This is a genomic window from Streptomyces sp. NPDC059534, from assembly GCF_042743475.1.
Taxonomy (GTDB): domain Bacteria; phylum Actinomycetota; class Actinomycetes; order Streptomycetales; family Streptomycetaceae; genus Streptomyces.
Map to the genome: position 1 here is coordinate 245342 of NZ_JBHWAQ010000008.1, position 24936 is coordinate 270277.

Genomic DNA, 24936 nt, shown 5'->3' on the forward strand with positions numbered 1-24936 from the left:
GTTCAGCGCCAGGGCGAGGTCAGCCAGGTGGGCATCCGGATTCGCCTCTGCCAGCGCCCGGTAGTGACTGGCGATGGCAGCCGCGAGGCGTGCCGCGGTGCGGGCGAGGCGGCGGCTGGACTCGGGGAACTGCTGAAGGAGGTCGTCGAGAGGGGTGGCGGGGTCGGCGATGAGGGTGTCGAGGGCGGTGATGAGGGGGGGTGGGGTGGTCGGTCTGGGTGGCGGTGGCGACGGTCTGCGCGGCAAGGCGACCGTGGTGGCGTACGCACAGGCCGGTCAGGTGGGTGTCGAGGCGGCCGTCGAAGACCGGGTGGGAGGCGGCGCGGCTGTAGACGGTGAGGAGGTGGGCCGTCTGGGCATCGTCTGCCGCGTGAACGAGGTGGTCGGCGAGTGCGGGGTCGGCGTCGAGGACGCGCCCGATATGGCGTTCGGCGAGGCGGTCGGGATGCAGGGCGCCCCAGGGCCGGCCGGGGGCGGTGGGCGGGTAGAGGGCGGCGATCCAGGCGGTGACGGCGTCGCGGCGGTCGCGGGTCTGGTCGGCCAGGACGGGGAGCCCGCGCCATGTCCGGTCGGCCTGCTCGCGGTCGGCGGAGCCCACGAGGTGGGCGGCCGCCAGTGCCGCCTCCAATGTGCCGGTGCTCAGGAAGGGGGTGAGGCCGCGGGAGGCGGCGGTCTGGTCCCAGTAGCGGCGCTCGTGGCCGAGGAGCCGGTCCTCCACCCCCACCGCCCCGCTCCGCGGCCCGCCTCCGCCGTCGGCGGGGTGTCCGGGTGCGGCGGTGTCGAGGAGGTCGGCGAGGGCGGTCATGTGGAGGGTGAGCGCGTTGCCGTACGCGTCCTGGTCGAGCCGGGGCACGGGAAGGGCGGCGGCCGCGGCTTGCCAGTCGTCGCCCCCGAGCCCGTCCACGCGCGGGAGGGCGGCGGCCAGCGCGCGGGCGGCGGCCCGGTAGGCCGGGGGCCGGCTCGCGGGGTCGTGCTCCAGAGGCGCCAGGAGGTGGGCGGGGGCGGCGTCGAGGTACTCCTCGGCAAGCCGGGTGGCGGATTTCGCCCTGGTCCACCAGTCGCCGTCGGTACGGGCCAGCAGGAGGATCTTGAACGGCGTCGTGCCGGAGTGCTCGGCGGCGGCCTCGACCAGGGCGGTGAGCTGCCGGGTGCGGGTCTCGGCGTAGTCGACGACGACCAGCAGGGGCTTGGCGGCGTGGCGTGTCTCGCGCAGCTGCTCGGGGGAGGCGTCGGGGTGCGGCCACAGCACGGTCCACCGGTCGGCGGCCAGCTGCCGGCCGAGATGGTGGGCGAGGCGGGTCTTGCCCTGGCCGCCGGGTCCGTGGAGCAGCCAGGCGCCGAACCCGCCCCGTGCGCACCACGAGGTCAGTCGCTCCAGCAGCTCCTCGCGGCCGTGGAACGGGACGGTCTGCTGACCGGCCTGCAACAGCGCCGCCGGCGAACGCGGCGCACCCGCCGCCGTGGTGGCCGTGGGATCGGCCAGGGACTGGAACTCCACCGCCTCCATACCCGTGTGCCCGCCTAGGGCGGCCCGGAAGGCGGGGTCGTGGAACAGGACGTACGCGGGAACGACGTTGAGCTGGCCGTGTGCGGAGTGCGCCCGGTCGGAGGCGACCACCCCCGCGAGGAGGCGGCCGCAGAACGCCGCGGCGCCGGACAGGCCGCCCCACGGCGAGGTGCCGTCCGGTGACCACTGCGGGGGGTGCTGGAGCAGGTCCATGACGTACCGGTTGCTCACGTACCCGCTGCCCGGATTCACCCGTCCCGCGAGCTGGACGGCCTCGACCGGCGCGACCGGCCCCGGGGCGCCCTCCGTGGCCGCGGCGTGCGGGCGTTGCGCGATGTTGGGTACGCCCCAGGTCTCGCAGCCCGCGCCGGGCAGGTCCGTCACCAGCCGCCCCCAGCGCACCGCCCCTGACGGAGCGTGCCATCGCGGGTCGTCGTCGACGAGGACCAGCGCGGCGTCGTCCCGCCCACCGGGGGTGCCGCACCACACCACCGCCCCGCCCACCACACCCGCGGTACCCGGGCGGAAGACCTCGACCCGCTCTTCGGCACGGGCGACCACGTGGGCCGACGTCAGGACAAGCCGTCCGCCGACCGCGTACCCCGACCCCGGACCGCCCGGCCCGGTCACCCCCACCAGCCGTGCCCGCTCCACCCTCAACCCCCGCAGGTCACCAGAAAGCGACGAACTCTGAATCCGTTCGGCACATTTGCTCGGCGAGCCCCTGCCCGCCGGCGCCCCAGGTCAGTCCACGATGCGCCCCGAGACGTCCCCGGGGCCCGACAGCCGGTCGGGCGAGCCGCCGACCAGCAGGTCACCACCGCCCGCCTTCCTGGGCGTCAGCGTGAACGCCACCCGGTGCGTTCGCCCGCGCGACACCCCGGCCTCCGTCTCCGCGCCCACCGCCCACAGCTTGAACCCGGCCTTCGCCCTCGCGTCCGCGCGCAGCTCGACCTCGAACTCCATCTCCACCGGCCCCACCGCGAACACCAGATCCGGATGGCTCCCGCCCACGGCCGCCGCCGCCATCAACTCGTCGCGCACCGCGGCCACCGCATCCACCAGAGGAACGTCCATCACACCCACCCCTCGACCCCGAAGACCTTCCATCAGCACGGAAACCCTAGGACCACCGCGCCGTCCGCCGCAGCCGAACCCGCCCGACGGGTCACCAACACCGGTGACGCATAAGCCGGTTCACGTCGCCTTACGGCCTGTCGCGGAGGCGAATCCCAGCCAGGTGTGCCGGTTTCCCCACCAACACCAGCCGACCTTGGGGGCGTTGCGGCGCTCGCGGCCGTCGCGACCGGCGCCGTTGCTGATCCAGATCGCGGGGGTGCGGGCGTCGAAGGTGTCGTTCGCCTTGCGCAGCCGGGAGCCGATGGTCATGAAGCAGCGGTTGCGCTCCAGGGTCTCCGGTCGCTGGAGCACCCAGTGGATGCCCTCGGTGAGCAGCAGAGGGGAGCGGTCCTCGTCGGCGAGGACGGGGAGCGCCTCCTCCGGGCTCCAGTCGGCCTTGTCGTCGCCGCGGTCGAGGCCGGTGACGAGGTAGAGGGGGGTCTCGGGCAACTCGATCTCGACCGGGGTGAACTGATCGACGTCGGGCATGTCGACGACGACGAAGCCGGGCTTGTCGTCGCGGCGGAGCAGCGGCGCGAGGGCGGAGGCGGGGGCGCGGTCCGGGTGGACGGCCAGCAGGGCATCGGTGCGGTCGGCGCCGGCCGCTTCGACGAAGGCGCGCAGTACGTCGGCGGGAATGCCCGCGCGTTCGGGCACCCCGAGCTCGCTCAGGAGCTCCGCCTGAGCGGTGAGCGACGGGAGAGGGCCGATCGGGGCGCTGAGGGGCTTCGTATCGGGCAAGGCTCTCCTCGGTTCGTGGTGCGGGACAAGGAGATCAACGGAGCTGCCGGCCGGGTGGTTCCCGCCTGCGTCGGAGCCGCGCCCCACGAGGACCCGGCGGCCGCGGGGCCTCCGGCACGGAACGGCGTAGCCGATTCGGGGCGGGCGTCGTGCAGCCGGTACGGGACGGACGCCTCCGGAACAGGACGGGCATCGTGCAGCCGTACAGGACGGGCGTCGTGCAACCGGCGCCGGGCCCCGCACGGCCCGGCGCCGATCTCCCCCGTCCGGATGGTCCGGTCGGCCGCGCGGCGAGCGGACCCGCGGCCGTGGCGACGAGATCCGCCGCCGCTCCCACGGCCCCACGCCCCACGGGTCCCCCCGCCGTCCGCCGTCGTGGCGCCGCGTCACGGCTCACGGCCGAAGATCACCGCCGGAGGAGGCGGCCGGCTGAACGCGGGGGCAACACCGGGCAGCGCAGACGCGAAACCCATGGGACGGCGGAAGCGAGGGCCGTGGGCGGAGGGGAGAGCCGTGGACGCGTGGAGCGTCAGCCCGCGAAGCGGGCCATCCACGCCTCGACGTCGGACGAGGAGCGGGGCAGGCCCGCCGACAGGTTCTCGTTCCCGTCGTCGGTGACGAGCAGGTCGTCCTCGATGCGGACGCCGATGCCGCGCCACTCCTCGGGGACGGTCAGGTCGTCCGGCTGGAAGTAGAGACCCGGTTCGACGGTGAGGACCATGCCCGGTTCGAGGACGCCGCCGACGTACTCCTCGGTGCGGGCCTGGGCGCAGTCGTGGACGTCCAGGCCGAGCATGTGGCCGGTGCCCGCCATGGTGAAGCGGCGCTGGAGGCCGAGCTCGTAGGCGCGGTCGACGGGGCCCTCGATGAAGCCCCACTCGACCAGGCGCGCGGCGAGGTGGCGCTGGGACGCCTCGTGGAAGGCGCGGTAGGGGGCGCCGGGCTTCACCGCGGCCATGCCGGCTTCCTGGGCCTCGTACACCGCGTCGTACACCTGGCGCTGGACGGGGCTGAAGGTGCCGCTGATGGGGAGGGTGCGGGTGACGTCGGCGGTGTAGAGGGAGTGGGTCTCCACGCCGGCGTCGAGCAGGAGGAGGTCGCCGGGGCGCACCGGGCCGTCGTTGTCCGTCCAGTGCATGATCGTGGCGTGCTCGCCGGCGGCGCAGATCGAGCCGTAGCCGACGTGGTTGCCCTCCAGGCGGGCGCGGCGGAAGAAGGTGCCCTCGATCCAGCGCTCGGAGGAGGCGACCGCCCGGGAGAGTTCGCCGACGCAGTCGGTGAAGCCGCGCACGGTGGAGTCGACCGCCTTGCGCATCTCGCCGATCTCCCACGCGTCCTTGACGAGGCGGAGGTCGCTGAGCGCGCCCTCCAGCTCGGTGTCGCGCTCCTCGTCGGTGGTGACGGCGGCTTCGAGGGCCGCGTCGACGCCGCGGACGATGCGGGTCGGCACGCCGGTGCCGGCGGCCAGGTCCTCGGCGATGGTGCGGACGTCGCGGCAGGCGAGGCCGAGGACGACCTCGGACTCGGCGAGGGTGCGGCGGCGGCCCATCCACAGTTCGGCCGTGTAGCCGATCCAGAACTCGTCGGTGTCCCGGCTGTCGCGGGGCAGCTGGTAGCAGTACGCGTCGTGGCCGCCGTCCGCGCGGGGTTCGAGGACGAGGGCGCCGTCGCGGGCCTGGTCCCCGGTCATGTGGACGTAGCCGGAGTACGCGCGGAAGGGGTACGTGTCGTCGTTGGAGCGGGTCTTGAGGTTGCCCGACGGGATCACCAGGCGCTCGCCGGGGAAGAGCTCGGAGAGCGCGGCGCGGCGGCGGGCCGCGTGCGGGGCCTGCTCGTCGGGCTCCAGCCCGTGCCGCTCGGTGTCCGCCCAGCCCGTCCGCATGAGAGCGGAAAGCTCCTCGGAGACGCCTTCGTAGAGGCCGTTCTTGCGACCCTTCGCCACGTCCTGCACCTTCTTCCGCGTGAGTTTCTCGGCCACCGGTCGTCGGCGGCATCCGGACGGTACTCCGCGGCGGGGCGGCCGGGTGCCCTGTTCCGCCAGTGGCACTGATCGGCCATTCGCACGGGTGTCGGGGGCCGATAATGCGGTCATGGCGAACACGAAGCTCAGTGAGGCCCTCCGGCTTCTGGGGATCGGTGACGAGGCCGGGCGGATCTATCTGAAGCTCCTGGAGCTCGGGCCCGCGCCGCTGAGCGCGGTCGGGTCCGCGGCCGGTCTGGCGGGCGGGGAGCTGGCGGCGGCGTACGGGGAGCTGGTCGACGCCGGTCTCGCGAGCGCCGCCGAGGAGGGCCCCGAGGTGGTGGCGCCGGTGCCGCCCGCCGCCGGCCTGGAGATCCTCGGCCGGCACCGGGCGGCCGAGCTCGACGAGTCCCGGATCACCGTCGGCGGCGCGTTCGAGACGTTCCGCCGGCAGCGGCTCGCCACCCACGGCGACCATCTCGTGGAGGTCGTCACCGGGGATGCCGTCGGGCTGCGGATGCGGCAGGCGTGGGCGAGCGCGCGCGAGCAGATCCGGCAGCTCGACTCGCCCCCGTACTTCCCCCTCCCGGGCGCGACCGACGACGCGCTGGCGACGCTCGCCCGCGGGGTGACGCAGCGGGTCGTGTACTCGCGGGAGTCGCTGGAGATTCCGGGGAACCTGGAGACGGCCATCGAGCCGTGCATCGAGGCCGGGGAGCAGGCCAGGGTCCTGCCGTCGGTGCCGGTGAAGCTGGTGATCATCGACGAGGCGTACGCCATGGTCTCCCTGTCGATCAGGGAGGCGGACGTGCACAACGCCATGATGGTGGTGCAGCCGTGCGGGCTGCTGTCGGCGCTCGTGGCGCTCTTCGAGCAGGTCTGGCAGACGGCGCTGCCCTTCCACGGCCGCACCACACGGCCGGCCGGGCTCCTTCCGGCCGACCGGCGCCTGCTGCGGCTGCTCGCGGGCGGCGCCGCCGACGAGGTCATCGCCCGTGAGCTCGGCGTCAGCCGCCGTACGCTCTTCCGCCGGATCCAGGTCCTGATGGCCCGGCTCGGTGCGACGAACCGGTTCCAGCTGGCGCTGCAGGCGCAGCGCTCGGGCTGGCTGTGACCCGGGACGGGGGCGGCCCTGCCCCGGAGCGGGGTGACTCCGGCTCCGGAGCGGGGCGGTCCCCGCTCCGGAGCCGGGCGTCCCGTCAGGCCAGGTGCCGCCGCAGGAAGGTGTACATCAGGGCGCTGTTGTGGGCGGCCTGTTCGTTGTCGCCGGCGCCCGCGTGGCCGCCGCCGGTGTTCTCGTGGAACAGCACCGGATGGCCGAGTTCCCGCAGCCGGGCCGCGGCCTTCCGGGCGTGGCCGGGGTGGACGCGGTCGTCACGGGTCGAGGTCATGAGGAGCACCGGGGGGTACGGGCGGTCCGCCTCCAGCCGGTGGTACGGGGAGATCTCCAGCAGGTGCGGGAGGTCGGCCCCGTCGTCCGGGTCGCCGTACTCGGCGATCCAGGACGCGCCGGCGAGGAGCTTGTGGAAGCGGGTCATGTCGAGCAGCGGCACCTGGGCGACGATCGCGCCGAACAGCTCCGGGTAGCGGGTGAGCATCGCGCCCATCAGCAGTCCGCCGTTGCTGCCGCCCGCCGCGCCGAGGGTGGCCGGGGTGGTGACACCGCGGGCGACGAGGTCCTCGGCGACGGCCGCGAAGTCCTCGAAGGCCCGGGGCCGGTCCGCGCGGAGCGCGGCCTGGTGCCAGTCGGGCCCGTACTCGCCGCCGCCCCGGATGTTCGCGATGACGTAGGTGCCGCCCTGTTCCAGCCACGCCCGGCCGGTCACGGCGCCGTAGTAGGGGGTGAGGGAGACCTCGAAGCCGCCGTAGCCGTAGAGCAGGGTGGGCCCCGGTCCGGTCACGGCGTGGTCGGGACCGATCACGAAGTACGGGACGCGGGTGCCGTCGCGGGAGGTGGCGAAGTGCTGCTCCACCGCGAGGCCGGTCGGGTCGAAGCGGGCGGGGGCCTGCTTGAGGGTCTCGGTGTCGCCGCCGATCCGGCCGCGGTGGAGCGTGGAGGACTGGAGGAAGCCCGAGACGTCCAGGAAGTACTCGTCGGAGACGTCCGGGTCGGTGTCCACGACGCTGACGGCGGAGAGTTCCGGGACGCCGACGAGCGGCTCGCGGGTCCATCCCCCGCCGGGGGCGGGGGTGAGGACCTCGATGCGGGTGCTGACGTCCCGCAGCGTCTCCAGGACGAGATGGCGGCGGGTCCACGCGTGCCCGGCCAGGGCCGTCCGCTCGTCGGGGGTGAACAGCACCTCGGGGGTGCGGTCGCCGGCCAGGAAGGCGTCGAAGTCGAACGCGAGCAGCGAGCCCGTGGGCTGCCCCAGCCAGTCGGACTTCAGGGTGACGACGAGGTGCCGTCGGTGGGCGTAGGCGAGGGCGTCCTCGGGCACGTCGATCCGGACGAGCGTGCCGTCCGGCCGCACCCAGTGCGTCTCGCTGCGGAAGAAGTCCAGGGACCGGCCGACGAAGTCCCGCTCGAAGCCGGGTGTGCTGTCGTGCAGTCCCCAGGCGGACACGTCGCCCTGTCCGGCCTCGAAGACGAGCTCGGCCTCCGCCAGTGGGGTGCCGCGCCGCCATCTGCGGACCTGGCGCGGGTAGCCGGAGTCGGTGAGCGAGCCGGGGCCGGTGTCCGTGCCGACGAAGACGGTGTCGGCGTCGATCCATCCGATCCGCGTCTTGGCCTCCGGCAGCCGGAACCCGTCCTCGACGAACTGCCGTGTGGCGAGGTCGAACTCGCGGACCACGACGGCGTCCCCGCCGTCCCGGGAGAGGCGGATCAGGGCCAGGTCGTGGTCGGGGCGGCGCACCCGTGCCCCGTCCCACACCCACTTCTCACCCTCGGCCTCGGCGAGTGCGTCGAGGTCGAGGAGGACGTCCCATTCGGGGGCGTCCTTGCGGTACTGCTCCAGGCTCGTACGCCGCCAGACACCGCGGACGTGTGCGGCGTCCCGCCAGAAGTTGTAGAGGTGCGGGCCGCGGCGGGTGGTGTAGGGGATGCGGTCCGAGGCGTCCAGCACCTCCCGCAGCCGCTCCTTCAGCGGGGCGAACCCGGGGTCGGCGGCCAGCTCGCCGGCCGTCTCGGCGTTCCGCTCGGCCACCCAGGCGAGCGCCTCCTCACCGGAGACGTCCTCCAGCCACAGATACGGGTCGTCGTCGGTCACATCTCCCATGGCTACTTCCCGTCCTCACGTCGCAGCTGTGCCGAAAGGTGGTGCCCCAGCGGCTGCCCGACCGCCGCCATGTCGTGGACGAAGTCGAGCGTGCCGTCGTCCGCGAGGGTATAGCGGCGGCGGGTGGCCTCGACGTCCTTGGCCGTGGGAGCGAGGGCGACCGTGTGGGTGGCGAGGTCGACCGTGCCGTCCTGCGCCCGGCCGACCATGATCTCCGCGATGCCGGTGGGCTGGGTGACGAGCGCCTCCACACCGCCGTCCGGCTTCAGCCGCCACCAGCCGCTCTCGCGCGCCGCGGGCCGCAGCGGTGTGCCGTCGGCGTCGATCAGCCAGGCGCGCGCCTCGTAGTGGAGGAACGGCCGCCCGTCGTGGCTGAAGGTGACCTCCTGCTCGTACGCGAAACCCTCGGCGAGCGTCGGGTACTCGCCGCGGCCCCGGCCGGCCCAGGTGCCGAGCAGTCCGGTCACCGGCGCGAGCAGCTCGTGCGGCACGGGCGTCCCGTCCGGCCGCAGGGCGTCGGGGTAGGGGTGGTGCCGCTCGCGGTCGAACATGAGGTGCGCTCCTGGGTCGGGGCCTGTGCCGGATCGCAGCTTATGGGGTGCCTTGTCGTTCCGGCCGGGCCGGCGGCGCCCGGAGCCGCGCCTCGCCGCCTTGTCGTCCCTGGCCGCAAGAGGGGATTCGGCCACGTGCGCGGGTCCACGCTCCGAGACGGCCGTTGACCCGACGGGTGACGGCCGCTACCTTCGCGCCATGTTGCGTACAGCCCTGCTCACCTCGCGCGGTCACATCGACCTGCTGCGGGTGGCCTCCGCCGCGTGTCGCCGCGGCTGCTGACGCCCTCTCACCCGCATCGCCTCCTGACGCCCTGACCGCCGTGCGCGCGTGCTTCTCCCGCGCCCACGGGCGCTGAGGCGTACCTCCACCCCGCTCTCCCCCAGAGACCCGGAGCCCCGCCATGACGGTCGACCATGCCCCACCCGCCTCACCGCCCGACATATCGCCTTTGCCGGATGTCGAGTCGCTCGTTCCCGCCCGGGGGTCCGGGCGCGGCCCCGCCGTTCCGCGCTGGCTGCGCCGGGGCATCGGGCCGGTGGCACTGCTCGCGCTGTGGCAGATCCTCAGTTCGACGGGCGTCCTCCCCGCCGACGCGCTGGCCTCGCCGGGGACCATCGCCCGGGCCGGCGGCGGGCTGATCGCGGACGGGACGCTGCCGACCGCGATGGGCGTCTCCCTGTGGCGGGTCGCCGTGGGACTGCTGATCGGCGGCGTCGTGGGGGTCTCGCTCGCCCTGGTGTCGGGGCTGTCGCGGCTCGGCGAGGACCTCGTCGACGCGCCCGTGCAGATGCTGCGGACGGTGCCCTGGGTGGGCCTCATCCCGCTCTTCATCATCTGGCTGGGCATCGGCGAGGCGCCCAAGGTGGCGCTGATCGCCCTCGGGGTCGCGTTCCACCTCTATCTGAACGTGTACGCCGGGATCCGGGGTGTGGACGCCCGACTCGTGGAGGCCGGTGAGTCGTTGGGGCTCGGGCGGTGGGGTCTGGTCCGGCACGTCGTCCTGCCGGGCGCCCTGCCGGGGGCCATGACCGGGCTGCGCTACTCGCTCGCCACCGCCTGGCTCGCGCTGGTCTTCGGGGAGTCGATCAACGCCGACGCCGGGATCGGCTTCCTGATGAATCAGGCGCGGGAGTTCTTCCGTACCGACGTGATCGTCGTCTGCCTGGTCGTCTACGCCTTCCTCGGCCTGCTCGCCGACGCCGTCGTCCGCTCTCTCGAAAGGCTGCTGCTGCAATGGCGACCGACCTTCACCGGGCAGTGACCGTCCAGGGTCTCACCCGTTCCTTCGACGGACGTCCGGTCGTCGACGGGCTCGATCTGACCCTGCGGGCCGGGCAGTTCACCGCCCTCCTCGGCCACAGCGGCTGCGGGAAGTCCACCCTCCTGCGCGTTCTCGCGGGTCTCGACCGGGAGATCTCCGGCACCGTCCTCGTCCCGCGCCGCCGGGCCGTGGCGTTCCAGGCACCGCGCCTGATGCCATGGAAGCGGGTCTGGCGCAACGTCCTCCTGGGACTGCCCGGCAAGCCGGGCCGCGCGGTCGCGGAGAAGGCCCTGGAGGAGGTCGGGCTCGGCCACCGCTCCGGGGCGTGGCCGAAGACCCTCTCCGGCGGCGAGGCCCAACGCGCCTCTCTCGCACGGGCGTTGGTACGGGACCCCGATCTGCTCCTGCTCGACGAGCCGTTCGGCGCGCTCGACGCCCTCACCCGGATCAAGGCCCAGCGCCTGGTGGCGGAGTTGTGGCAGCGGCGCGGCTGCACGGTCCTGCTCGTCACCCACGACGTGGACGAGGCGCTGCTGCTCGCGGACCGCGCCCTGGTGATGCGGGACGGCGTCATCGCGTACGACACCCCCGTCGCCCTCGACCGGCCCCGCTCGCCCGGCGATCCGGAACTCGCCGCGCTCCGTACCCGCCTCCTGGCCGAACTCGGCGTCACGGAGGGCGAGTTCGCGTCCTCCACGGTCGCCTGACCAGCGCGCGTCCGGCCCCGACCCACTCCTGTCCCCCACCGCCCCGGCCCGCCTCGTCCCTGTCCCCACCGCCCCCTCCCGTCCCGCCCTGCCTCCGCCCCACGCCGTCCCGCCCGCCCCGCCTCCGCCTCGCCCCGTCCCCTCCCGCCCCTCCCCGAGGAGAGAACCCATGAAGTCCCTCCGCCTGTCCCCCGCGGCACTGTTGGTGCCCCTCGCGCTCCTCGTCTCGGCCTGCTCCGGTGTCTCCGCGGCCGGGGAGACCTCGAACTCCGACGGCAAGGGGACTCTCGTCCTGCGCGTCGGCGACCAGAAGGGCGGCGCGGAGGCCGTCCTGCGCGCCGCGGGTGAGCTCGACGACCTGCCCTACCGCGTCACATGGTCGACGTTCACCTCCGGCCCACCCCTGCTCGAAGCCGTCAACGCCGGGGCCGTCGACATCGGAGGCGTCGGCAACACCCCGCCGGTCTTCGCCGCCGGCGCCTCCTCGAAGATCACCGTGATCGCCGCCACCCACAGCGACTCGGCGGGCGAGACGATCCTCGTCCCCAAGGACTCCCCGCTGCGGACCGTCCGCGACCTGAAGGGGAAGAAGGTCGCCGTCGCCCAGGGCAGTTCGGCCCACTTCCAGCTCATCGCCTCGCTCGCGAAGGCCGGGCTCACCCTCGGCGACATCCGGCCCACCCTGCTCCAGCCGGCCGACGCCCTGGCCGCCTTCACCAGCGGCAAGGTGGACGCCTGGGCGGTCTGGGACCCGTACACCTCCCAGGTCCTGGAAGGCGGGCGGGGCCGGGTGCTGACCGACGGCCGCGGGATCGTGAACGGCCTCGGCTTCCAGGTCGCCGCCCCCGCCGCGCTCGCCGACAAGGAGAAGGCCGCGGCGATCGGCGACTACGTCGAGCGGCTGCGGCGCGCCCAGGAGTGGGTCTTCGGCCACCCCGACGTCTGGGCGAAGGTCTGGGCGAAGGAGACGGGACTGCCGTACGAGGTGGCCCTCGCCGCCGTGAAGCGCAGCAACGGCACCCGCATCCCGGTGGCCCTCGACGACGCGGCCGTCGCCTCCGAGCAGCGGATCGCCGACACCTTCGCCCGCCTCGGGCTGATCCCCCGCACCTTCCGGTTCGCCGACTTCGTCGACCCCCGCTTCAACAAGGACCTGCCGCCGTCGACCACCCCGGCGCGCAGTTACGGAAAGGCCCACTGATGACCGTCCACCTGCACTGGTTCCTCCCGACCGGCGGCGACGGCCGCACCCTCGTCGACCGGCACGCCTACACGGACGGCGGAATCACCCGGAACCGGACCGTGTCCGGTGTGCGCGCGCCCGACATCGACTACCTGGTCCAGATCGCCAAGGCCGCCGAGCAGCTGGGCTTCGAAGCGGTCCTGACGCCGACGGGGACCTGGTGCGAGGACGCCTGGCTGACCACCGTCGCCCTCGCCCAGCACACCGAGCGGCTGAAGTTCCTGGTGGCGTTCCGGCCCGGGGTGATCTCCCCGGTCCTCGCGGCCCAGATGGCGTCCACGTACCAGCGGATCACCCGTGGCCGGCTGCTCCTCAACGTGGTGACCGGCGGTGATTCGGCCGAGCAGCGCCGGTTCGGCGACCATCTCGACCACGACCGGCGGTACGCGCGGACGGCCGAGTTCCTCTCGGTCGTGCGGGGTGCCTGGGGCGGCCGGCCGTTCGACTTCGAGGGTGAGCACTTCCGTATCGAGGGCGGGCTCACGGCGCTGCCGCCGGACCCGTTGCCCGAGATCTTCTTCGGCGGCTCCTCCGAGGCGGCCGGACCGGTGGCGGCGGAGCACGCGGACGTCTACCTCACCTGGGGCGAGCCGCCCTGGCAGGTGAAGGAGAAGATCGACTGGATCCGGGGGCTCGCGGAGGAGCGCGGCCGGACGGTCCGGTTCGGCATCCGGCTGCACACCATCTCGCGCGACTCGGCGCGGGAGGCGTGGGCGACGGCCGACCGGCTGCTCTCCGACCTCGACACCGAGACGGTCGCCTCCGCGCAGGAGCTCCTCGGCCGCAGCGAGTCCGTCGGCCAGCAGCGGATGCTGGCCCTCCACCGCGGGGGCTCGCTCGACCGGGACAAGCTGGAGATCTCGCCGAACCTGTGGGCCGGGGTGGGCTTGGTACGGGGCGGGGCCGGGACCGCACTCGTCGGCAGTCACGCCGATGTCGCGGACCGGATCGAGGAGTACCACGACCTGGGCGTGGAGCACTTCGTGCTGTCGGGTTACCCGCATCTGGAAGAGGCGTACTGGTTCGGCGAAGGCGTGACGCCCGAGCTCGCCGCGCGCGGGCTGCTGCCGCGGGTCCCGGCCTCCCCGCTGCTGGGCGTCCCGGCGGTGAACGGCCGCCCGGCCTCCGCCCCGGGCGGCGCGCCGCTGCTGGTGCCCGGCGGGCGGTAGGCCGCGCCGGGGCGGGGTGGGGGTGCGGGAAGATCCGCGCCCCCACCCCGGTTGGTAGAAACGTGAACGATTTCGAGGTCGAAGAGGGCGCGGAGGGCGGAGAGGTCGCCGCGCTCGAAATGGTCGCGGAGCCCGCCGCGCGCGGAGAGGCTGCGGAGCCCACCGCGCTCGACGAGGCCGCCGCGCTCGCCACGGCCACCGGAGGCAGCGCCTCCCGGACGGTGGACGTCGTCGTCATCGGCGCCGGGCAGGCGGGCCTCTCGGCCGCCTTCCACCTGCGGCGCGCCGGCCTGGAACCGGACCGCGACTTCGTCGTCCTCGACCACGCCCCGCACCCCGGCGGTGCCTGGCAGTTCCGCTGGCCGTCCCTCACGTACGGCAAGGTGCACGGCATGCACGCGCTGCCCGGCATGGAGCTGACGGGCGCCGATCCCGCGCGCCCGTCCTCGGAGGTGATCGGCGCGTACTTCGACACGTACGAGCGGACCTTCGACCTGCGCGTCCACCGGCCCGTGGACGTCACCGCCGTCCGGGAGGGCGACGGCGGGCGGCTGCGGGTGGATACCTCGGAGGGGGTGTACGCCACCCGTGCGCTGATCAACGCCACCGGCACCTGGGACCGCCCGTTCTGGCCGCGCTATCCGGGCCAGGAGACCTTCCGGGGGCGTCAGCTGCACACCTCCGGCTATCCGGGCCCGGCGGAGTTCGCGGGGAAGCGGGTGCTCGTCGTCGGGGGCGGCGCCTCCGGTACCCAGCATCTGATGGAGATCGCCGAGGTCGCCGCCGGTACGACCTGGGTGACCCGGCGCGAGCCGGTCTACCGCGAGGGGCCCTTCGGGGAGGCGGAGGGGCGGGCCGCCGTCGCACTCGTCGAGGAACGCGTCCGGCTCGGCCTGCCACCGCGGAGCGTCGTGTCGGTCACCGGGCTCCCGCTCAACGACGCGATCCGCGCCGCGCGCGAGCGCGGCATTCTGGACCGCCTGCCGATGTTCGACCGGATCACCCCGACCGGGGTGGCCTGGGACGACGGCCGGACCGCCGACGTGGACGTGATCCTGTGGGCGACCGGCTTCCGGGCGGCGATCGACCACCTGACACCGCTGCGGCTGCGGGAGCCGGGCGGCGGCATCCGGGTCGAGGGAACGCGGGCGGTGCGCGACGAGCGCGTCCACCTCGTCGGCTACGGCCCGTCCGCCTCGACGATCGGTGCCAACCGGGCCGGCCGCGCGGCCGTCTCCGGCATCCGCCGCCTCCTCGGCCGCGAGCCGGCCGGCGTCGCCGCCGGGTGAGACCACCTCACTGCTTCGCGGTGCTCCGGTTGGCGTTGAACTCGGCCACGTTCTCCAGGTGGGCCGCGTAGTCGGCCGTGAAGCGGGTGTCCCCGGGGGCGACCGTGACGAAGTAGAGCCAGTCGCCGTCCGCCGGACGGATGACGGCGTCCATTGCCTGGTCCCCGGGATTGCCGATCGGGGTCGGCGGGAGTCCCTTGCGCTCGTAGGTGTTGTACGGGCTCGTGTTCCGGGTGTCCTCGTACGTCGTGTCCACGGTGCTGCGGCCCATCGCGTAGTTGAGCGTCGAGTCCATCTGGAGGGCCATGCCCCGGGCGAGCCGGTTGTGGACGACCCGGGCGACCTTGGCCATGTCCTCGGGGTTGTCGGCCTCGGCCTGGACGATGCTGGCCGCGATCACCGTCTGGTAGACGCTCAGCCCGTGCGCCCGCGCCCCCTCGGCGATCTTCGCCGACCCGAAGCGCCGTGAGGCGGTGTCCGCCATGGCGCGGAGCAGCCCCTCCGGCCTGGTGGCGGCGAACACCGGGTAGGTCGCGGGGAAGAGGTAGCCCTCGGGGTTGCCGCCGGCCTCGGCGGGGAGTGACAGGGCGGTGCCGGGCGCGGTCGCGGTCTTCCGCGCGGTTCCGTCGGGCAGGCCGAGGGCCCGGTCGACGGCCGTGTACACCTGGCCGGCCCGCCGGCCCTCGGGGACGAGCAGCATGCGGGGCTGTTCGGCGGCCGGTTCGTCGGGGGTGAGCAGCAGGGGGACGGTGATCGCGCCGGCCACGGCGAGGACGGCTCCGAGGAGCAGGGCGAGGCGGCCGCGCCGGGTGAGCCGGGGGCGTCGGCCGCGCCGGGGCGGCCGGGGCAGCGCGGGACGGCGGCGGCCCAGCGCGGGCAGTGCGCGGCGGGCACCGCGCGGGGGTGCGTACGGGGAGGGCGACCGGTACGTCATGGCCGCACGCTAACCCGGCCGGTACGAAAATCCGGGGAACCCGCGCACGCGGCGGCGCCGCCGGTTCCCTGGGACGGGGAACCGGCGGCGCCGGGCACTGCGATCGTCAGACGAGCCAGCCCAGGAAGTGGAGGACGCCGGCGAGCAGGTTGGTGATGACGTTCATGGTGGTGCTTCTCCTCGTACAGGTGCATCAGTGGGACGGTGCGATCGCGGTCTGCAGCACGTCGCTCGCACTCCGTAATCTTCCGACGCCGTACGGGAGTCGGGCAACGATCTCCCGAAACGATCACACGTTCTGGGGAACAACCGCTCCCACGTTCGTTTGTTCGCCTCCGGCTTCGGCCGGAGCTCCGGAGGGGGCTTCGGACGGGGCTCCGGCCGAAGTCCCGGCCGAGGCGTCGGCCGTCCGGGCGTCCCTGCGGACCAGGGCCGCGTAGCGCCCGTCCCGCGCGAGCAGCTCCTCGTGCGTCCCGCGCTCGGCGATCCGGCCCGCCTCCAGGACGACGATCTGGTCGGCGTCGCGGACGGTGGAGAGCCGGTGGGCGATGGTGATGGTGGTGCGGCCCTCCGACAGGGCGTCGATGGCCTGCTGCACCGCGTGCTCCGTCCGGGTGTCGAGGGCGCTGGTCGCCTCGTCGAGGATGAGCACGGGCGGGTCGCGCAGGATGGTGCGCGCGATGGCCAGGCGCTGCTTCTCGCCGCCGGAGAACCGGTAGCCGCGCTCGCCGACCAGGGTGTCGTACCCGTCGGGGAGCGAGGCGATGTGGTCGTGGATCTGGGCGGCGCGCGCGGCGGCCTCGATCTCCTCGTCGGTGGCGTCCGGCTTGGCGAAGCGGAGGTTGTCCGCGACGGAGGCGTGGAAGAGGTACGTCTCCTGGGAGACGACGCCGACCGCGCGGGCGAGCGTGTCGAAGTCCAGGTCGCGCACGTCGACGCCGTCGAGGGCGACCCGCCCTCCGGTGACGTCGTACAGCCGGGGCACCAGGTAGCTCAGGGTGGACTTGCCGGAGCCGGTGGGGCCGACGACGGCCAGGCTGCTCCCGGCGGGGACGGTCAGGTCGACCGCCTCGAGGGTGGCGCGGCCCGGCGCCTCCGGGTCGTAGCGGAACTCGACCTTCTCGAAGGCGACCTCGCCGCGGATGCGCGGGAGCCGGACCGGCTCGGCGGGTTCGGCGATGTCGACGGGCAGATCGAGGTACTCGAAGATGCGCTGGAAGAGCGCGAGGGAGGTCTGCATCTGCACGCCGGTGGAGAGCAGGCTCACGGCCGGCCGGAAGAGGCCCTGCTGGAGCGTGACGAAGGCGACGAGCGTGCCGAGCGAGATCGTGGCGCCGCCCGGGCCGAGCGCGATGCCGGCGGCCCAGTAGACCAGGGCGGGCATGGCGGCCATGACGATGCTGATGGTGGACATGCGCCAGCGTCCGGCCATGGAGGAGCGCACTTCGAGGTCGACGAGGCGCTCGGACTCCTCGGCGAAGGACTGGGTGAGGGAGTCGGCGCGGCCCATGGTGCGGCCCAGCAGGATGCCGCTGACCGAGAGGGACTCGGTGACGGTCGCGGCCATGGCGGCCATCTGCTTCTGGCGCTGGGTGGTGATCCGCTTGCGCTCGCGGCCGACCCGCCGGCTGATCCAGACGAAGACGGGCAGCAGGAGCAGCGAGACGAGGGTGAGGCGCCAGTCGAGGGCGAGCATGGCGACCACGGTCGCGATGACGGCGGTGAGGTTGGAGACGAGCGAGGTGGCCGTCGAGGTGACGGTCGCCTGCATGCCGCCGATGTCGTTGGCGATGCGGGACTGGACCTCGCCGGTGCGGGTGCGCGTGAAGAAGGCGAGCGGCATCCGCTGGAGCTGTTCGTACACCCCGGTGCGCAGGTCGTGCATGACGCGCTGGCCGACGGTGGTGGAGATCAGGGTCTGGAGCACTCCGAACACGCCGTTCAGCACGGCGGTGGCGATCATGCCCAGGGCGAGCAGGCTCAGCAGCCCGGTGCGGCCCTGCGGGATCGCGACGTCCAGGAGCTCCCTGAGCAGGAACGGCGAGGCGACCGAGACGAGCGAGGCGGCGCCGACCAGGAGGCCGACGAGCGCGAGGCGCGCGCGGTAGGGACGGAAGAGCCGCAGGATGCGCCGCACCTGGGCGGGCTCCTTCGGCCGGGTGGAGTCACGGGACGGGGGCGTCCAGTCGGACTGGTCGTGGGGGCGCATGGGCTCCTTCGGGAAATGAGGCGATTCGAGCAGAGCATAGCTCATTGTTACCTACACTCACAATGAACCAGGTCCTGATATTGTTCCCACATGACCACCTCCGACCGTACGAGCGCGGCCGACCGTAGGAGCGAGGGGCCGGGCGGACCCGACGCCGACGGGATCCTCGCCGAGCAGCTGCTGCGGCTCACCCGCCGCCTGCACCGCATCCAGAAGCGCCACCTGGAGCCGGTCGGCATCACCCCCGCGCAGTCCCGGCTGCTGCGCACGGTCGCGCACTTCGGCGAACCGCCCCGGATGGCCGACCTCGCCGCCCGCCTCGAAGTCGTCCCCAGGGCCGTGACCAGTCTCGTCGACGGCCTGGAGGCGGGCGACCGGGTGCGCCGGGTGCCCGACCCGAGCAACCGCCGGGTCATACGGATCGAGCTCACCGACACCGGCCGCGCCACGCTGCGGGAGCTGCGCAGCGCGCGCCGGGCGGCCGCAGAGGACATCCTTGCTCCATTGACTGTCGAACAGCGCGAGGTGCTCGGAGGTCTGCTGTCCGCCCTGGTCGACCACGGCCCGGAGAGCGGCTGCTGATCCCACCGGGCGCGGGGACGCGCCGAAGGGGAGCCGTGACATGCCGCTGCTGGAGCCGAACCCGCAGGCCCTCCGCCCCGCGACGAAGCGGACTCCGGCGCCGGACCGGGTCCCGGAGCTCCACGCGCGTGGCACGCCACGGCGGCTGCGCGAGGAGCTGACCGAGCTCCTCGGCCCGGAGAAGGTTTTGTCGAAGATCTCCGACCTCGTGCGGTACGCCTCGGACGCGAGCCCGTACCGCTTCGTGCCGCAGGTCGTCGTGGTCGCCGAGGACATCGACGACATCTCCACGATCCTGTCCTACGCGCACGGCAAGGGCCGCGAAGTCGTCTTCCGGGCCGCCGGGACCAGCCTGAACGGCCAGGCGCAGGGCGAGGACATCCTCGTCGACGTCCGCCGCCACTGGGTCGGCGTCGAGGTGCTCGACGACGGCGCCCGGGTCCGCGTCCGGCCCGGCACCACCGTCGTCCGGGCCAACGCGGCGCTCGCCCCGCACGGGCGGGTGCTCGGGCCCGATCCGGCCAGCGCGATCGCCTGCACGATCGGCGGGGTCGTCGCCAACAACGCCTCGGGCATGACGGCCGGGACGACCAGGAACTCGTACCGGACCGTCTCGTCCCTCACCTTCGTGCTGCCGAGCGGCACCGTCGTCGACACCGGGGACCCGGACGCCGACGAACAGCTCGCCCGCGCCGAGCCGAGGCTGTGCGCGGAGCTCCTCGCAATGAAGGCCGAGATCGAGGCCGACCCGGAACTCCCGGCCCGGATCCGGGCCAAGTACGCCATCAAGAACACCAACGGCTACCGGCTCGACGCCTTCCTCGACGGCGCCACGCCCGCGGAGATCCTGCGGGGCCTCATGGTCGGTTCCGAGGGCACCTTCGGCTTCATCTCCGAGGTCGTCTTCGACACCCTGCCGCTGGACCGCGCGGTCTCCACCGCCCTGCTCTTCTTCCCCTCGCTCCCGGCCGCCGCGGCGGCGGTGCCCCTGTTCAACGAGGCGGGGGCGCTCGCCGTCGAGCTGATGGACGGCAACACCCTGCGGGCCTCGGTGAGCGTCGAGGGCGTGCCCGCCGACTGGGCGGACCTGCCCAAGGAGACGGCGGCGCTCCTGGTGGAGTTCCGGGCCCCGGACGAGCCGGCCCGGGAGGCGTACGAGCGGGCGGCCGAGACCGTCCTCGCCGGACTCGACCTGGTCGCCCCGGTGCCCTCGGTGGCGAACGCCTTCACCCGCGACCCGGGGACGATCTCCGGGTACTGGAGGGCCCGCAAGGCGTTCGTGACGGCGGTCGGCGGCTCGCGCCCCTCCGGGACGACCCTGATCACCGAGGACTTCGCGGTCCCGCCGGACCGCCTCGCGGAGGCGTGCGCCGCACTGCTCGACCTCCAGTCCCGGCACGGCTTCGACGCGGCCGTCGCCGGTCACGCGGCCCACGGCAACCTCCACTTCCTCCTCGCCTTCGACGCGGCCGACCCCTCCGACGTCGAGCGGTACGCGGCCTTCATGGACGAGTTCTGCAAGCTCACCGTGGAGCGCTTCGACGGCTCGCTGAAGGCCGAGCACGCCACCGGCCGCAACATCGCGCCCTTCCTGGAGCTGGAGTGGGGGACACGGGCGACCGAGCTGATGTGGCGGGTCAAGGAGGCCATCGACCCGGACGGGGTGCTCGCCCCGCGGATCGTCCTGGACCGCGACCCGCACGCCCATCTGCGCGGCCTCAAGACGATCCCGACCGTGGAGCGGATCGCCGACCCCTGCATCGAGTGCGGCTTCTGCGAACCGACCTGCCCCAGCCACGACCTGACGACCACTCCGCGCCAGCGGATCGTGCTCCGCCGGGAGATGATGCGCCAGGCCGACGACTCCCCCGTCGAGGCACGCCTCCTGGAGTCGTACGGCTACGACGCCGTCGACACCTGCGCCGGCGACTCCACCTGCAAGCTGGCCTGCCCGGTCGGGATCGACACCGGCGCGCTGATGAAGGAGTTCCGGCACCAGCGGCACTCGCCCCGCGAGGAGCGGATCGCCGCCCTGGCCGCGCGGAACTTCCGCGCGGTGGAGGCGTCCGCGCGGCTCGCGGTGGCCGCCGCCGACCGGATCGGCGACCGGGTCCTGGAGTCGGTGACGGGCCTGGCGCGCCGGGCGGTCCGCCCCGACCTCGTACCGGAGTGGCTGCCGGAGATCCCCGGCGCGGCGGCCCGGCGGCTGCCCCGCACCCACCGCCCGGCGGCCGTCGCCGTCTACTACCCCGCCTGTGTGAACCGCATCTTCGGCGGGCCCGACGGCCACGAGGGCCCCTCGCTCCCGGAGGCCGTCGTCGCGGTGTCGGCGCGGGCCGGGAAGCCGGTGTGGATCCCGGACGACGTGGCCGGTACGTGCTGCGCCACCATCTGGCACTCGAAGGGGTACGAGCGGGGCAACGAGGTGATGGCCAACCGGATCGTCGAGGCCGCGTGGGGGTGGACGGCCGGCGGGACGCTGCCGCTCGTCGTGGACGCCTCCTCGTGCACCCTCGGCATCGCCCACGAGGTGGTGCCGTACCTGACGGAGGACAACCTGGGGCTGCACGCCGAACTGACCGTGGTCGACTCGCTGGTATGGGCGGCGGACGAGCTGCTCCCCCGGCTCGACGTACGCCGCCGGGTGGCGTCCGCCGTGGTCCATCCGACCTGCTCGATGCGGCATCTGGGCGACGAGGAGAAGCTGACGGAGCTGGCCGGGGCCTGCGCGGAGGAGGTCGTGGTCCCGGTCGACGCGGGCTGCTGCGCCTTCGCGGGCGACCGGGGCATGCTGCATCCGGAGCTGACCGCCTCGGCGACGGCCCGTGAGGCGGCCGAGGTCACGGCCCGCCCGTTCGACGTCCACCTGTCGGCCAACCGCATGTGCGAGATCGGGATGGACCGGGCGACGGGGCGCGGCTACCAGTCGGTGCTGCTGACCCTGGAACGCGCGACACGCCCCTGACCGTCCGTCGTCCCGCGGCCGGATCGGCCCGGCCGAAGGGCCCCTCACCCCCCGTGGTGAGGGGCCCTTCGTATGTTCGGGTGATCGTCGCTGTCCGCTACGGCCCGGTGCGATATCCGGAACAGTACAGTCCAACCACCCGTCGCAAGAGTCCTGTCGGCGCCCTTGCGCACCATCGGCCACCGGGGCCAGGGGCCTGTGCGGGATTCATGAATCAGCCGTGCACACAGCTCCGGGAGGTTCCATGAACGAGCGGACACCGCGCACTCCGAGCCGCCGCAAGGTGCTCAGGAGCACCGCGGCGGCGGCCGGGACGGGCATCGGCATCACCGCCGCCCAGTCGGCCGCCGCGTCCACACCCGCGACCACACCCGTGGCACCGGCCGCCCCCGACACCGCCGCGGCGGCGCGGCGCCTCGGCGCCACCATGGCCGGGGTCCCCTTCGAGGGCCGCTCCACGGTCCGCGTCGGCCTCATCGGGCTCGGCAACCGGGGCAACGCCATGATCGGCCTCTACCTCGCCCTCCCCTGGGTGCGGGTGGTCGCCGTCTGCGACCCGGTGCGCGAGAAGGCCGAGCGGGCCACCGCCAAGGTGGTCGCCGCCGGACAGCCCGCCCCCGCCGTCTACACCAACGGCGAGGAGGACTACGAGAACCTCTGCGCCCGCACGGACGTCGACTTCGTCCACGTGGCCACCCCCTGGGACAGCCACTACGCGATCGCCCGGGCGGCGATGCTGAACGGCAAGCACGTCGGCGTGGAGTGTCCGGTCGCGATGCGGCTGGAGGAGCTGTGGTCCCTGGTCGACCTGTCGGAGCAGACCCGCCGGCACTGCATGCAGCTGGAGAACTGCTGCTACGGGCGGAACGAGATGCGGGTCCTGCGGATGGCGCACGCCGGCAGGTTCGGCGATCTGCTGCACGGGGCCGGTGCGTACAACCACGACCTGCGCGCCCTGATGTTCTCGCCGACGTACTACGAGGGGCCCTGGCGCCGGCTGTGGCACACGCGGCTGCGCGGCGACCTCTACCCCAACCACGGCTTCGGTCCGGTCGCCAACTACATGGACGTCAACCGCGGTGACCGGGTCGTCAGCATCAGCAGCTTCGGCACCCCGGCGCTCGGGCTCGCCGAGTACCGCAAGGAGCACATGCCGGCCGGTGACCCGAGCTGGAAGGAGACGTACATCGAGAGCGACCGGACGATCAGCGTGGTCCAGACGGCCAAGGGCCGGGTGATCCGGCTCGAGCACGACGTCTCCACCCCGCACCCGTACAGCCGGATCAACAGCCTGGGCGGTACCCGGGGGGTCTTCGAGGACTACCCCGCCCGGATCTATCTGGAGCCGGACCACAAGGACGACCAGTGGGGCGACTTCTCGGCCTACGCCGCCGAGTACGACCACTGGCTCTGGAAGGAACACGCCAACCCGCCGGGCGGCCACGGCGGGATGGACTACATCATGGTCTACCGGCTGATGCAGTGCCTCCAGCTGGGACTTCCGCCGGACTTCGACGTGTACGACGCCGCCACCTGGACGGCCCCGGTGCCGCTGAGCCACGCGTCGATCAAGGCCAAGGGCGCGCCGCAGGAGATCCCCGACTTCACGCGCGGGGAGTGGAGCAAGGCGCGCTCGGGCGTGGACTCGGCGAAGCCGGCCTGAGGCCGCGGTGCCCGGCCCCGGCCCACCGCCGGGGCCGGGCACCGCCCCGGTCAGCAGCGCCGCAGGTCCTCGGTGACCGTGCCCTGAACGGTCGTCAGGCTCCGGTCGTGGCAGCCGGCGGAGCCGTACAGCCGGTAGCGCTCGGCCGTGGTGCCGACCGCGTGCCGCTGGTCGCGCGGGACGCCGGTGGTGTAAGTGGCGTCGCCGGTGTACGTGTCGTCGAGGCGCGACCAGGAGACGCGCCGCCCGTCACGGAGGACCACGGTGTCGGCCCGGTCCCCCAGGGTGAGGACCGTACGGAGCCGGTCGCCCGCGCCGACCGTCGTCTCACCGTCCATGGTGTGGACGCGGTGGACCCGGCTGACGGACCGGCCGGCCGTCACGGTCTCGTCGTCGGTCCAGCGCGCGGTGTACGCGTCCGGGTTCTCTCCCTCGCCCCAGCGGTGCACGGAGGTGTGGGCGACGGCCCGGTCGACGGTGGTGGCGACGCGGCCGTGCGAGGTGTTCAGGTGGCCCGCGACGGTCAGCCGGTGCGCGGCCTCGGTGTCGAGCCGGTGCGGGGTCGCGCCCTCGGAACCCGCCGAGTACACCGACGCGTTGCGCGGGGCGCTCTCCTCGTGCCGGTCGAGCCCGCCGGTGACCACCCGGCTGCCCTCGTCCTGCCAGAGCAGCACGTTGGTGGGGGTGGACCAGCCCGCGAGACCGGCCGGGACGCCGGCGACGGTGACCTCGACGCGGTGGGCGCGGCCGTCGTTGAGGAGGGCGGCGAAGGGGGTGAGGTCGTAGACGATCGGCTGGACGTCGAAGGCGCGCGGCGCGGGCGTGACGTACCAGAGGAAGGGGTTGGACCAGCCGCCGGTCCAGACCGTGGGGAAGGGGGCCGCGATGCCGGCGAGCCGGCCGTCCACGGCGATGCGGACCTCACGGTGCGGGCCCTCGCCCGCCCGGCAGGAGTACGGGGCGGCGTCGGGGACGGAGAGGTACCAGTACTCCTCGCAGCCGCCGCCCGAACCGGTGGCGTAGACCTCGGCGAGGACGCGTTCGGTGTTGCGCGGGACGGTGAGGACGGCGCCGGTGAGCGGGAGCACCCGGTCGGGCGTGCCGGCGGCGGGTCTCACGCGGCCCTCGGCGGTGTGGAAGGTGAGGGTGACACGGACGTCCAGGACGCCGGTGTACGTCTCGTTCACGACATTGCCGATGAGCATCTCGACGGGCTGCGGGCGGCTGAGGGTGTCGCGGTAGCGGGTGACGTCCTTCTCGACGGACCAGGCGATGCCGTCGGGCGAGGGCTGGGGCGTGGAGGTGCGGAGGATCTCCACGCCGCCGACGGTGAGGTAGCCGAGCCGGTCGTACTGGCGGCCCTTCACGTTCCCTTCGAGGCGCAGGACGACCTTGTTCCAGCGGGTGCCGCACTCCTTGGGCGGGGTGTAACTCCCCTGGTACGGGGTGAAGTCGCGGAACTGCGCGGCGGCGAGGGTGACCTCGCAGCTGCGGGTGCCGGGGGTGGTGACGGGCGGCGCGGCGGTGACCGGGTCGTGCCAGTCGGTGGTGAACTCGGCCGGGGGCGTCGGGCCGTTCGGACCGTCGGCGGCGGCCGGCTGGGCGGCGAGCAGGGTTCCGGCGGCCAGGATCAGGCCGCTGATCATGCTCATGATCTTGAGTGATCTCATGGGGCGGAAGTGAAGCGCGGTCACCTCGGCGCGGTCCAGAGGACGATGAGCGGACATGGCGCGATCTGTTCCCTCATGGGGAAAATCGATTGCCGCCCTCCGGCGAAAAAGCGAACCTTGCACGGTTTCCCCCAGCCGCACCGC

Annotated in this window: 18 protein-coding genes; 9 read left to right on the plus strand and 9 right to left on the minus strand. The window is 73.6% G+C overall.

The genetic code is table 11. The features are described 5' to 3' along the window. Positions 1-19: 19 nt before the first annotated feature. The 4 genes from ACFVZH_RS13195 to ACFVZH_RS13210 form a co-directional block, all read right to left on the minus strand. Entirely contained in the window at positions 20-2161 is a 2142-nt protein-coding gene (locus ACFVZH_RS13195; RefSeq protein ID WP_384896302.1) for a hypothetical protein, read from the minus strand. A gap of 90 nt (positions 2162-2251) precedes the next feature. Beyond that, on the minus strand, positions 2252-2584 hold the full coding sequence (locus tag ACFVZH_RS13200; RefSeq protein WP_384896304.1) for a trypco2 family protein: 333 nt from the start codon (positions 2582-2584) through the stop codon (positions 2252-2254). A gap of 120 nt (positions 2585-2704) precedes the next feature. Beyond that, positions 2705-3367 carry a DUF5701 family protein gene (locus ACFVZH_RS13205; protein WP_384896306.1) on the minus strand — a complete coding sequence of 221 codons (663 nt, stop codon included), beginning with the start codon at positions 3365-3367 and terminating at the stop codon, positions 2705-2707. A 529-nt stretch (positions 3368-3896) separates the two neighbouring features. After that, positions 3897-5309 (minus strand): aminopeptidase P family protein, encoded by a 1413-nt coding sequence (locus tag ACFVZH_RS13210; RefSeq protein WP_384896308.1) that lies wholly within the window; start codon positions 5307-5309, stop codon positions 3897-3899. 148 nt (positions 5310-5457) lie between these two features. Between ACFVZH_RS13210 and ACFVZH_RS13215 the strand changes: the two genes are divergently transcribed. Beyond that, positions 5458-6441: a LuxR family transcriptional regulator gene (locus tag ACFVZH_RS13215; protein ID WP_384896310.1), complete on the plus strand. Its 984-nt coding sequence runs from the start codon at positions 5458-5460 to the stop codon at positions 6439-6441. A gap of 85 nt (positions 6442-6526) precedes the next feature. Here ACFVZH_RS13215 and ACFVZH_RS13220 read toward each other — a convergent pair whose 3' ends face one another. Beyond that, a complete protein-coding gene (locus ACFVZH_RS13220; RefSeq protein ID WP_384896312.1) occupies positions 6527-8545 on the minus strand; it encodes a prolyl oligopeptidase family protein in 2019 nt (672 codons plus the stop codon). A gap of 2 nt (positions 8546-8547) precedes the next feature. After that, a complete protein-coding gene (locus tag ACFVZH_RS13225) occupies positions 8548-9096 on the minus strand; it encodes an FABP family protein (protein WP_384896314.1) in 549 nt (182 codons plus the stop codon). Between the two features lie 404 nt (positions 9097-9500). Here ACFVZH_RS13225 and ACFVZH_RS13230 point away from each other — a divergent pair, with 404 nt between their 5' ends. The 5 genes from ACFVZH_RS13230 to ACFVZH_RS13250 all read left to right on the plus strand — a co-directional run bounded on the left by ACFVZH_RS13230 (position 9501) and on the right by ACFVZH_RS13250 (position 14769). Further along, on the plus strand, positions 9501-10361 hold the full coding sequence (locus tag ACFVZH_RS13230; protein ID WP_384896316.1) for an ABC transporter permease: 861 nt from the start codon (positions 9501-9503) through the stop codon (positions 10359-10361). Beyond that, a complete protein-coding gene (locus tag ACFVZH_RS13235) occupies positions 10334-11068 on the plus strand; it encodes an ABC transporter ATP-binding protein (protein WP_384896318.1) in 735 nt (244 codons plus the stop codon). Before ACFVZH_RS13230 ends, ACFVZH_RS13235 begins: the two co-directional genes overlap by 28 nt. 169 nt (positions 11069-11237) lie before the next feature. Further along, positions 11238-12269: an ABC transporter substrate-binding protein gene (locus tag ACFVZH_RS13240; protein WP_384896320.1), complete on the plus strand. Its 1032-nt coding sequence runs from the start codon at positions 11238-11240 to the stop codon at positions 12267-12269. Then, positions 12269-13480, plus strand: coding sequence for an LLM class flavin-dependent oxidoreductase (locus ACFVZH_RS13245; protein WP_384896322.1), 1212 nt, complete (start codon positions 12269-12271; stop codon positions 13478-13480). The genes ACFVZH_RS13240 and ACFVZH_RS13245 overlap by 1 nt, the downstream gene beginning before the upstream one ends. A 221-nt stretch (positions 13481-13701) precedes the next feature. After that, entirely contained in the window at positions 13702-14769 is a 1068-nt protein-coding gene (locus ACFVZH_RS13250; RefSeq protein ID WP_384896404.1) for an NAD(P)-binding domain-containing protein, read from the plus strand. A gap of 7 nt (positions 14770-14776) precedes the next feature. Here ACFVZH_RS13250 and mltG read toward each other — a convergent pair whose 3' ends face one another. Further along, positions 14777-15619 carry an endolytic transglycosylase MltG gene (gene mltG / locus ACFVZH_RS13255; RefSeq protein WP_384896406.1) on the minus strand — a complete coding sequence of 281 codons (843 nt, stop codon included), beginning with the start codon at positions 15617-15619 and terminating at the stop codon, positions 14777-14779. Between the two features lie 373 nt (positions 15620-15992). After that, positions 15993-17912, minus strand: a complete 1920-nt coding sequence (locus ACFVZH_RS13260) for an ABC transporter ATP-binding protein (RefSeq protein ID WP_384896324.1) — start codon at positions 17910-17912, stop codon at positions 15993-15995. Positions 17913-18002: 90 nt separating this feature from the next. Between ACFVZH_RS13260 and ACFVZH_RS13265 the strand changes: the two genes are divergently transcribed. The 3 genes from ACFVZH_RS13265 to ACFVZH_RS13275 all read left to right on the plus strand — a co-directional run bounded on the left by ACFVZH_RS13265 (position 18003) and on the right by ACFVZH_RS13275 (position 23122). Beyond that, positions 18003-18494, plus strand: a complete 492-nt coding sequence (locus tag ACFVZH_RS13265; protein WP_384896326.1) for a MarR family winged helix-turn-helix transcriptional regulator — start codon at positions 18003-18005, stop codon at positions 18492-18494. A gap of 40 nt (positions 18495-18534) precedes the next feature. Then, on the plus strand, positions 18535-21459 hold the full coding sequence (locus ACFVZH_RS13270) for an FAD-binding and (Fe-S)-binding domain-containing protein (protein ID WP_384896328.1): 2925 nt from the start codon (positions 18535-18537) through the stop codon (positions 21457-21459). A gap of 244 nt (positions 21460-21703) precedes the next feature. Beyond that, the gene (locus ACFVZH_RS13275; RefSeq protein WP_384896330.1) at positions 21704-23122 is read left to right on the plus strand and encodes a Gfo/Idh/MocA family protein; all 1419 of its coding nucleotides are present in this window, start codon (positions 21704-21706) and stop codon (positions 23120-23122) included. Between the two features lie 50 nt (positions 23123-23172). Here the strand turns inward: ACFVZH_RS13275 and ACFVZH_RS13280 are convergent, their stop codons facing one another. Then, the gene (locus tag ACFVZH_RS13280; RefSeq protein ID WP_384896332.1) at positions 23173-24792 is read right to left on the minus strand and encodes a peptide-N4-asparagine amidase; all 1620 of its coding nucleotides are present in this window, start codon (positions 24790-24792) and stop codon (positions 23173-23175) included. Between the last annotated feature and the right edge of the window lie 144 nt (positions 24793-24936).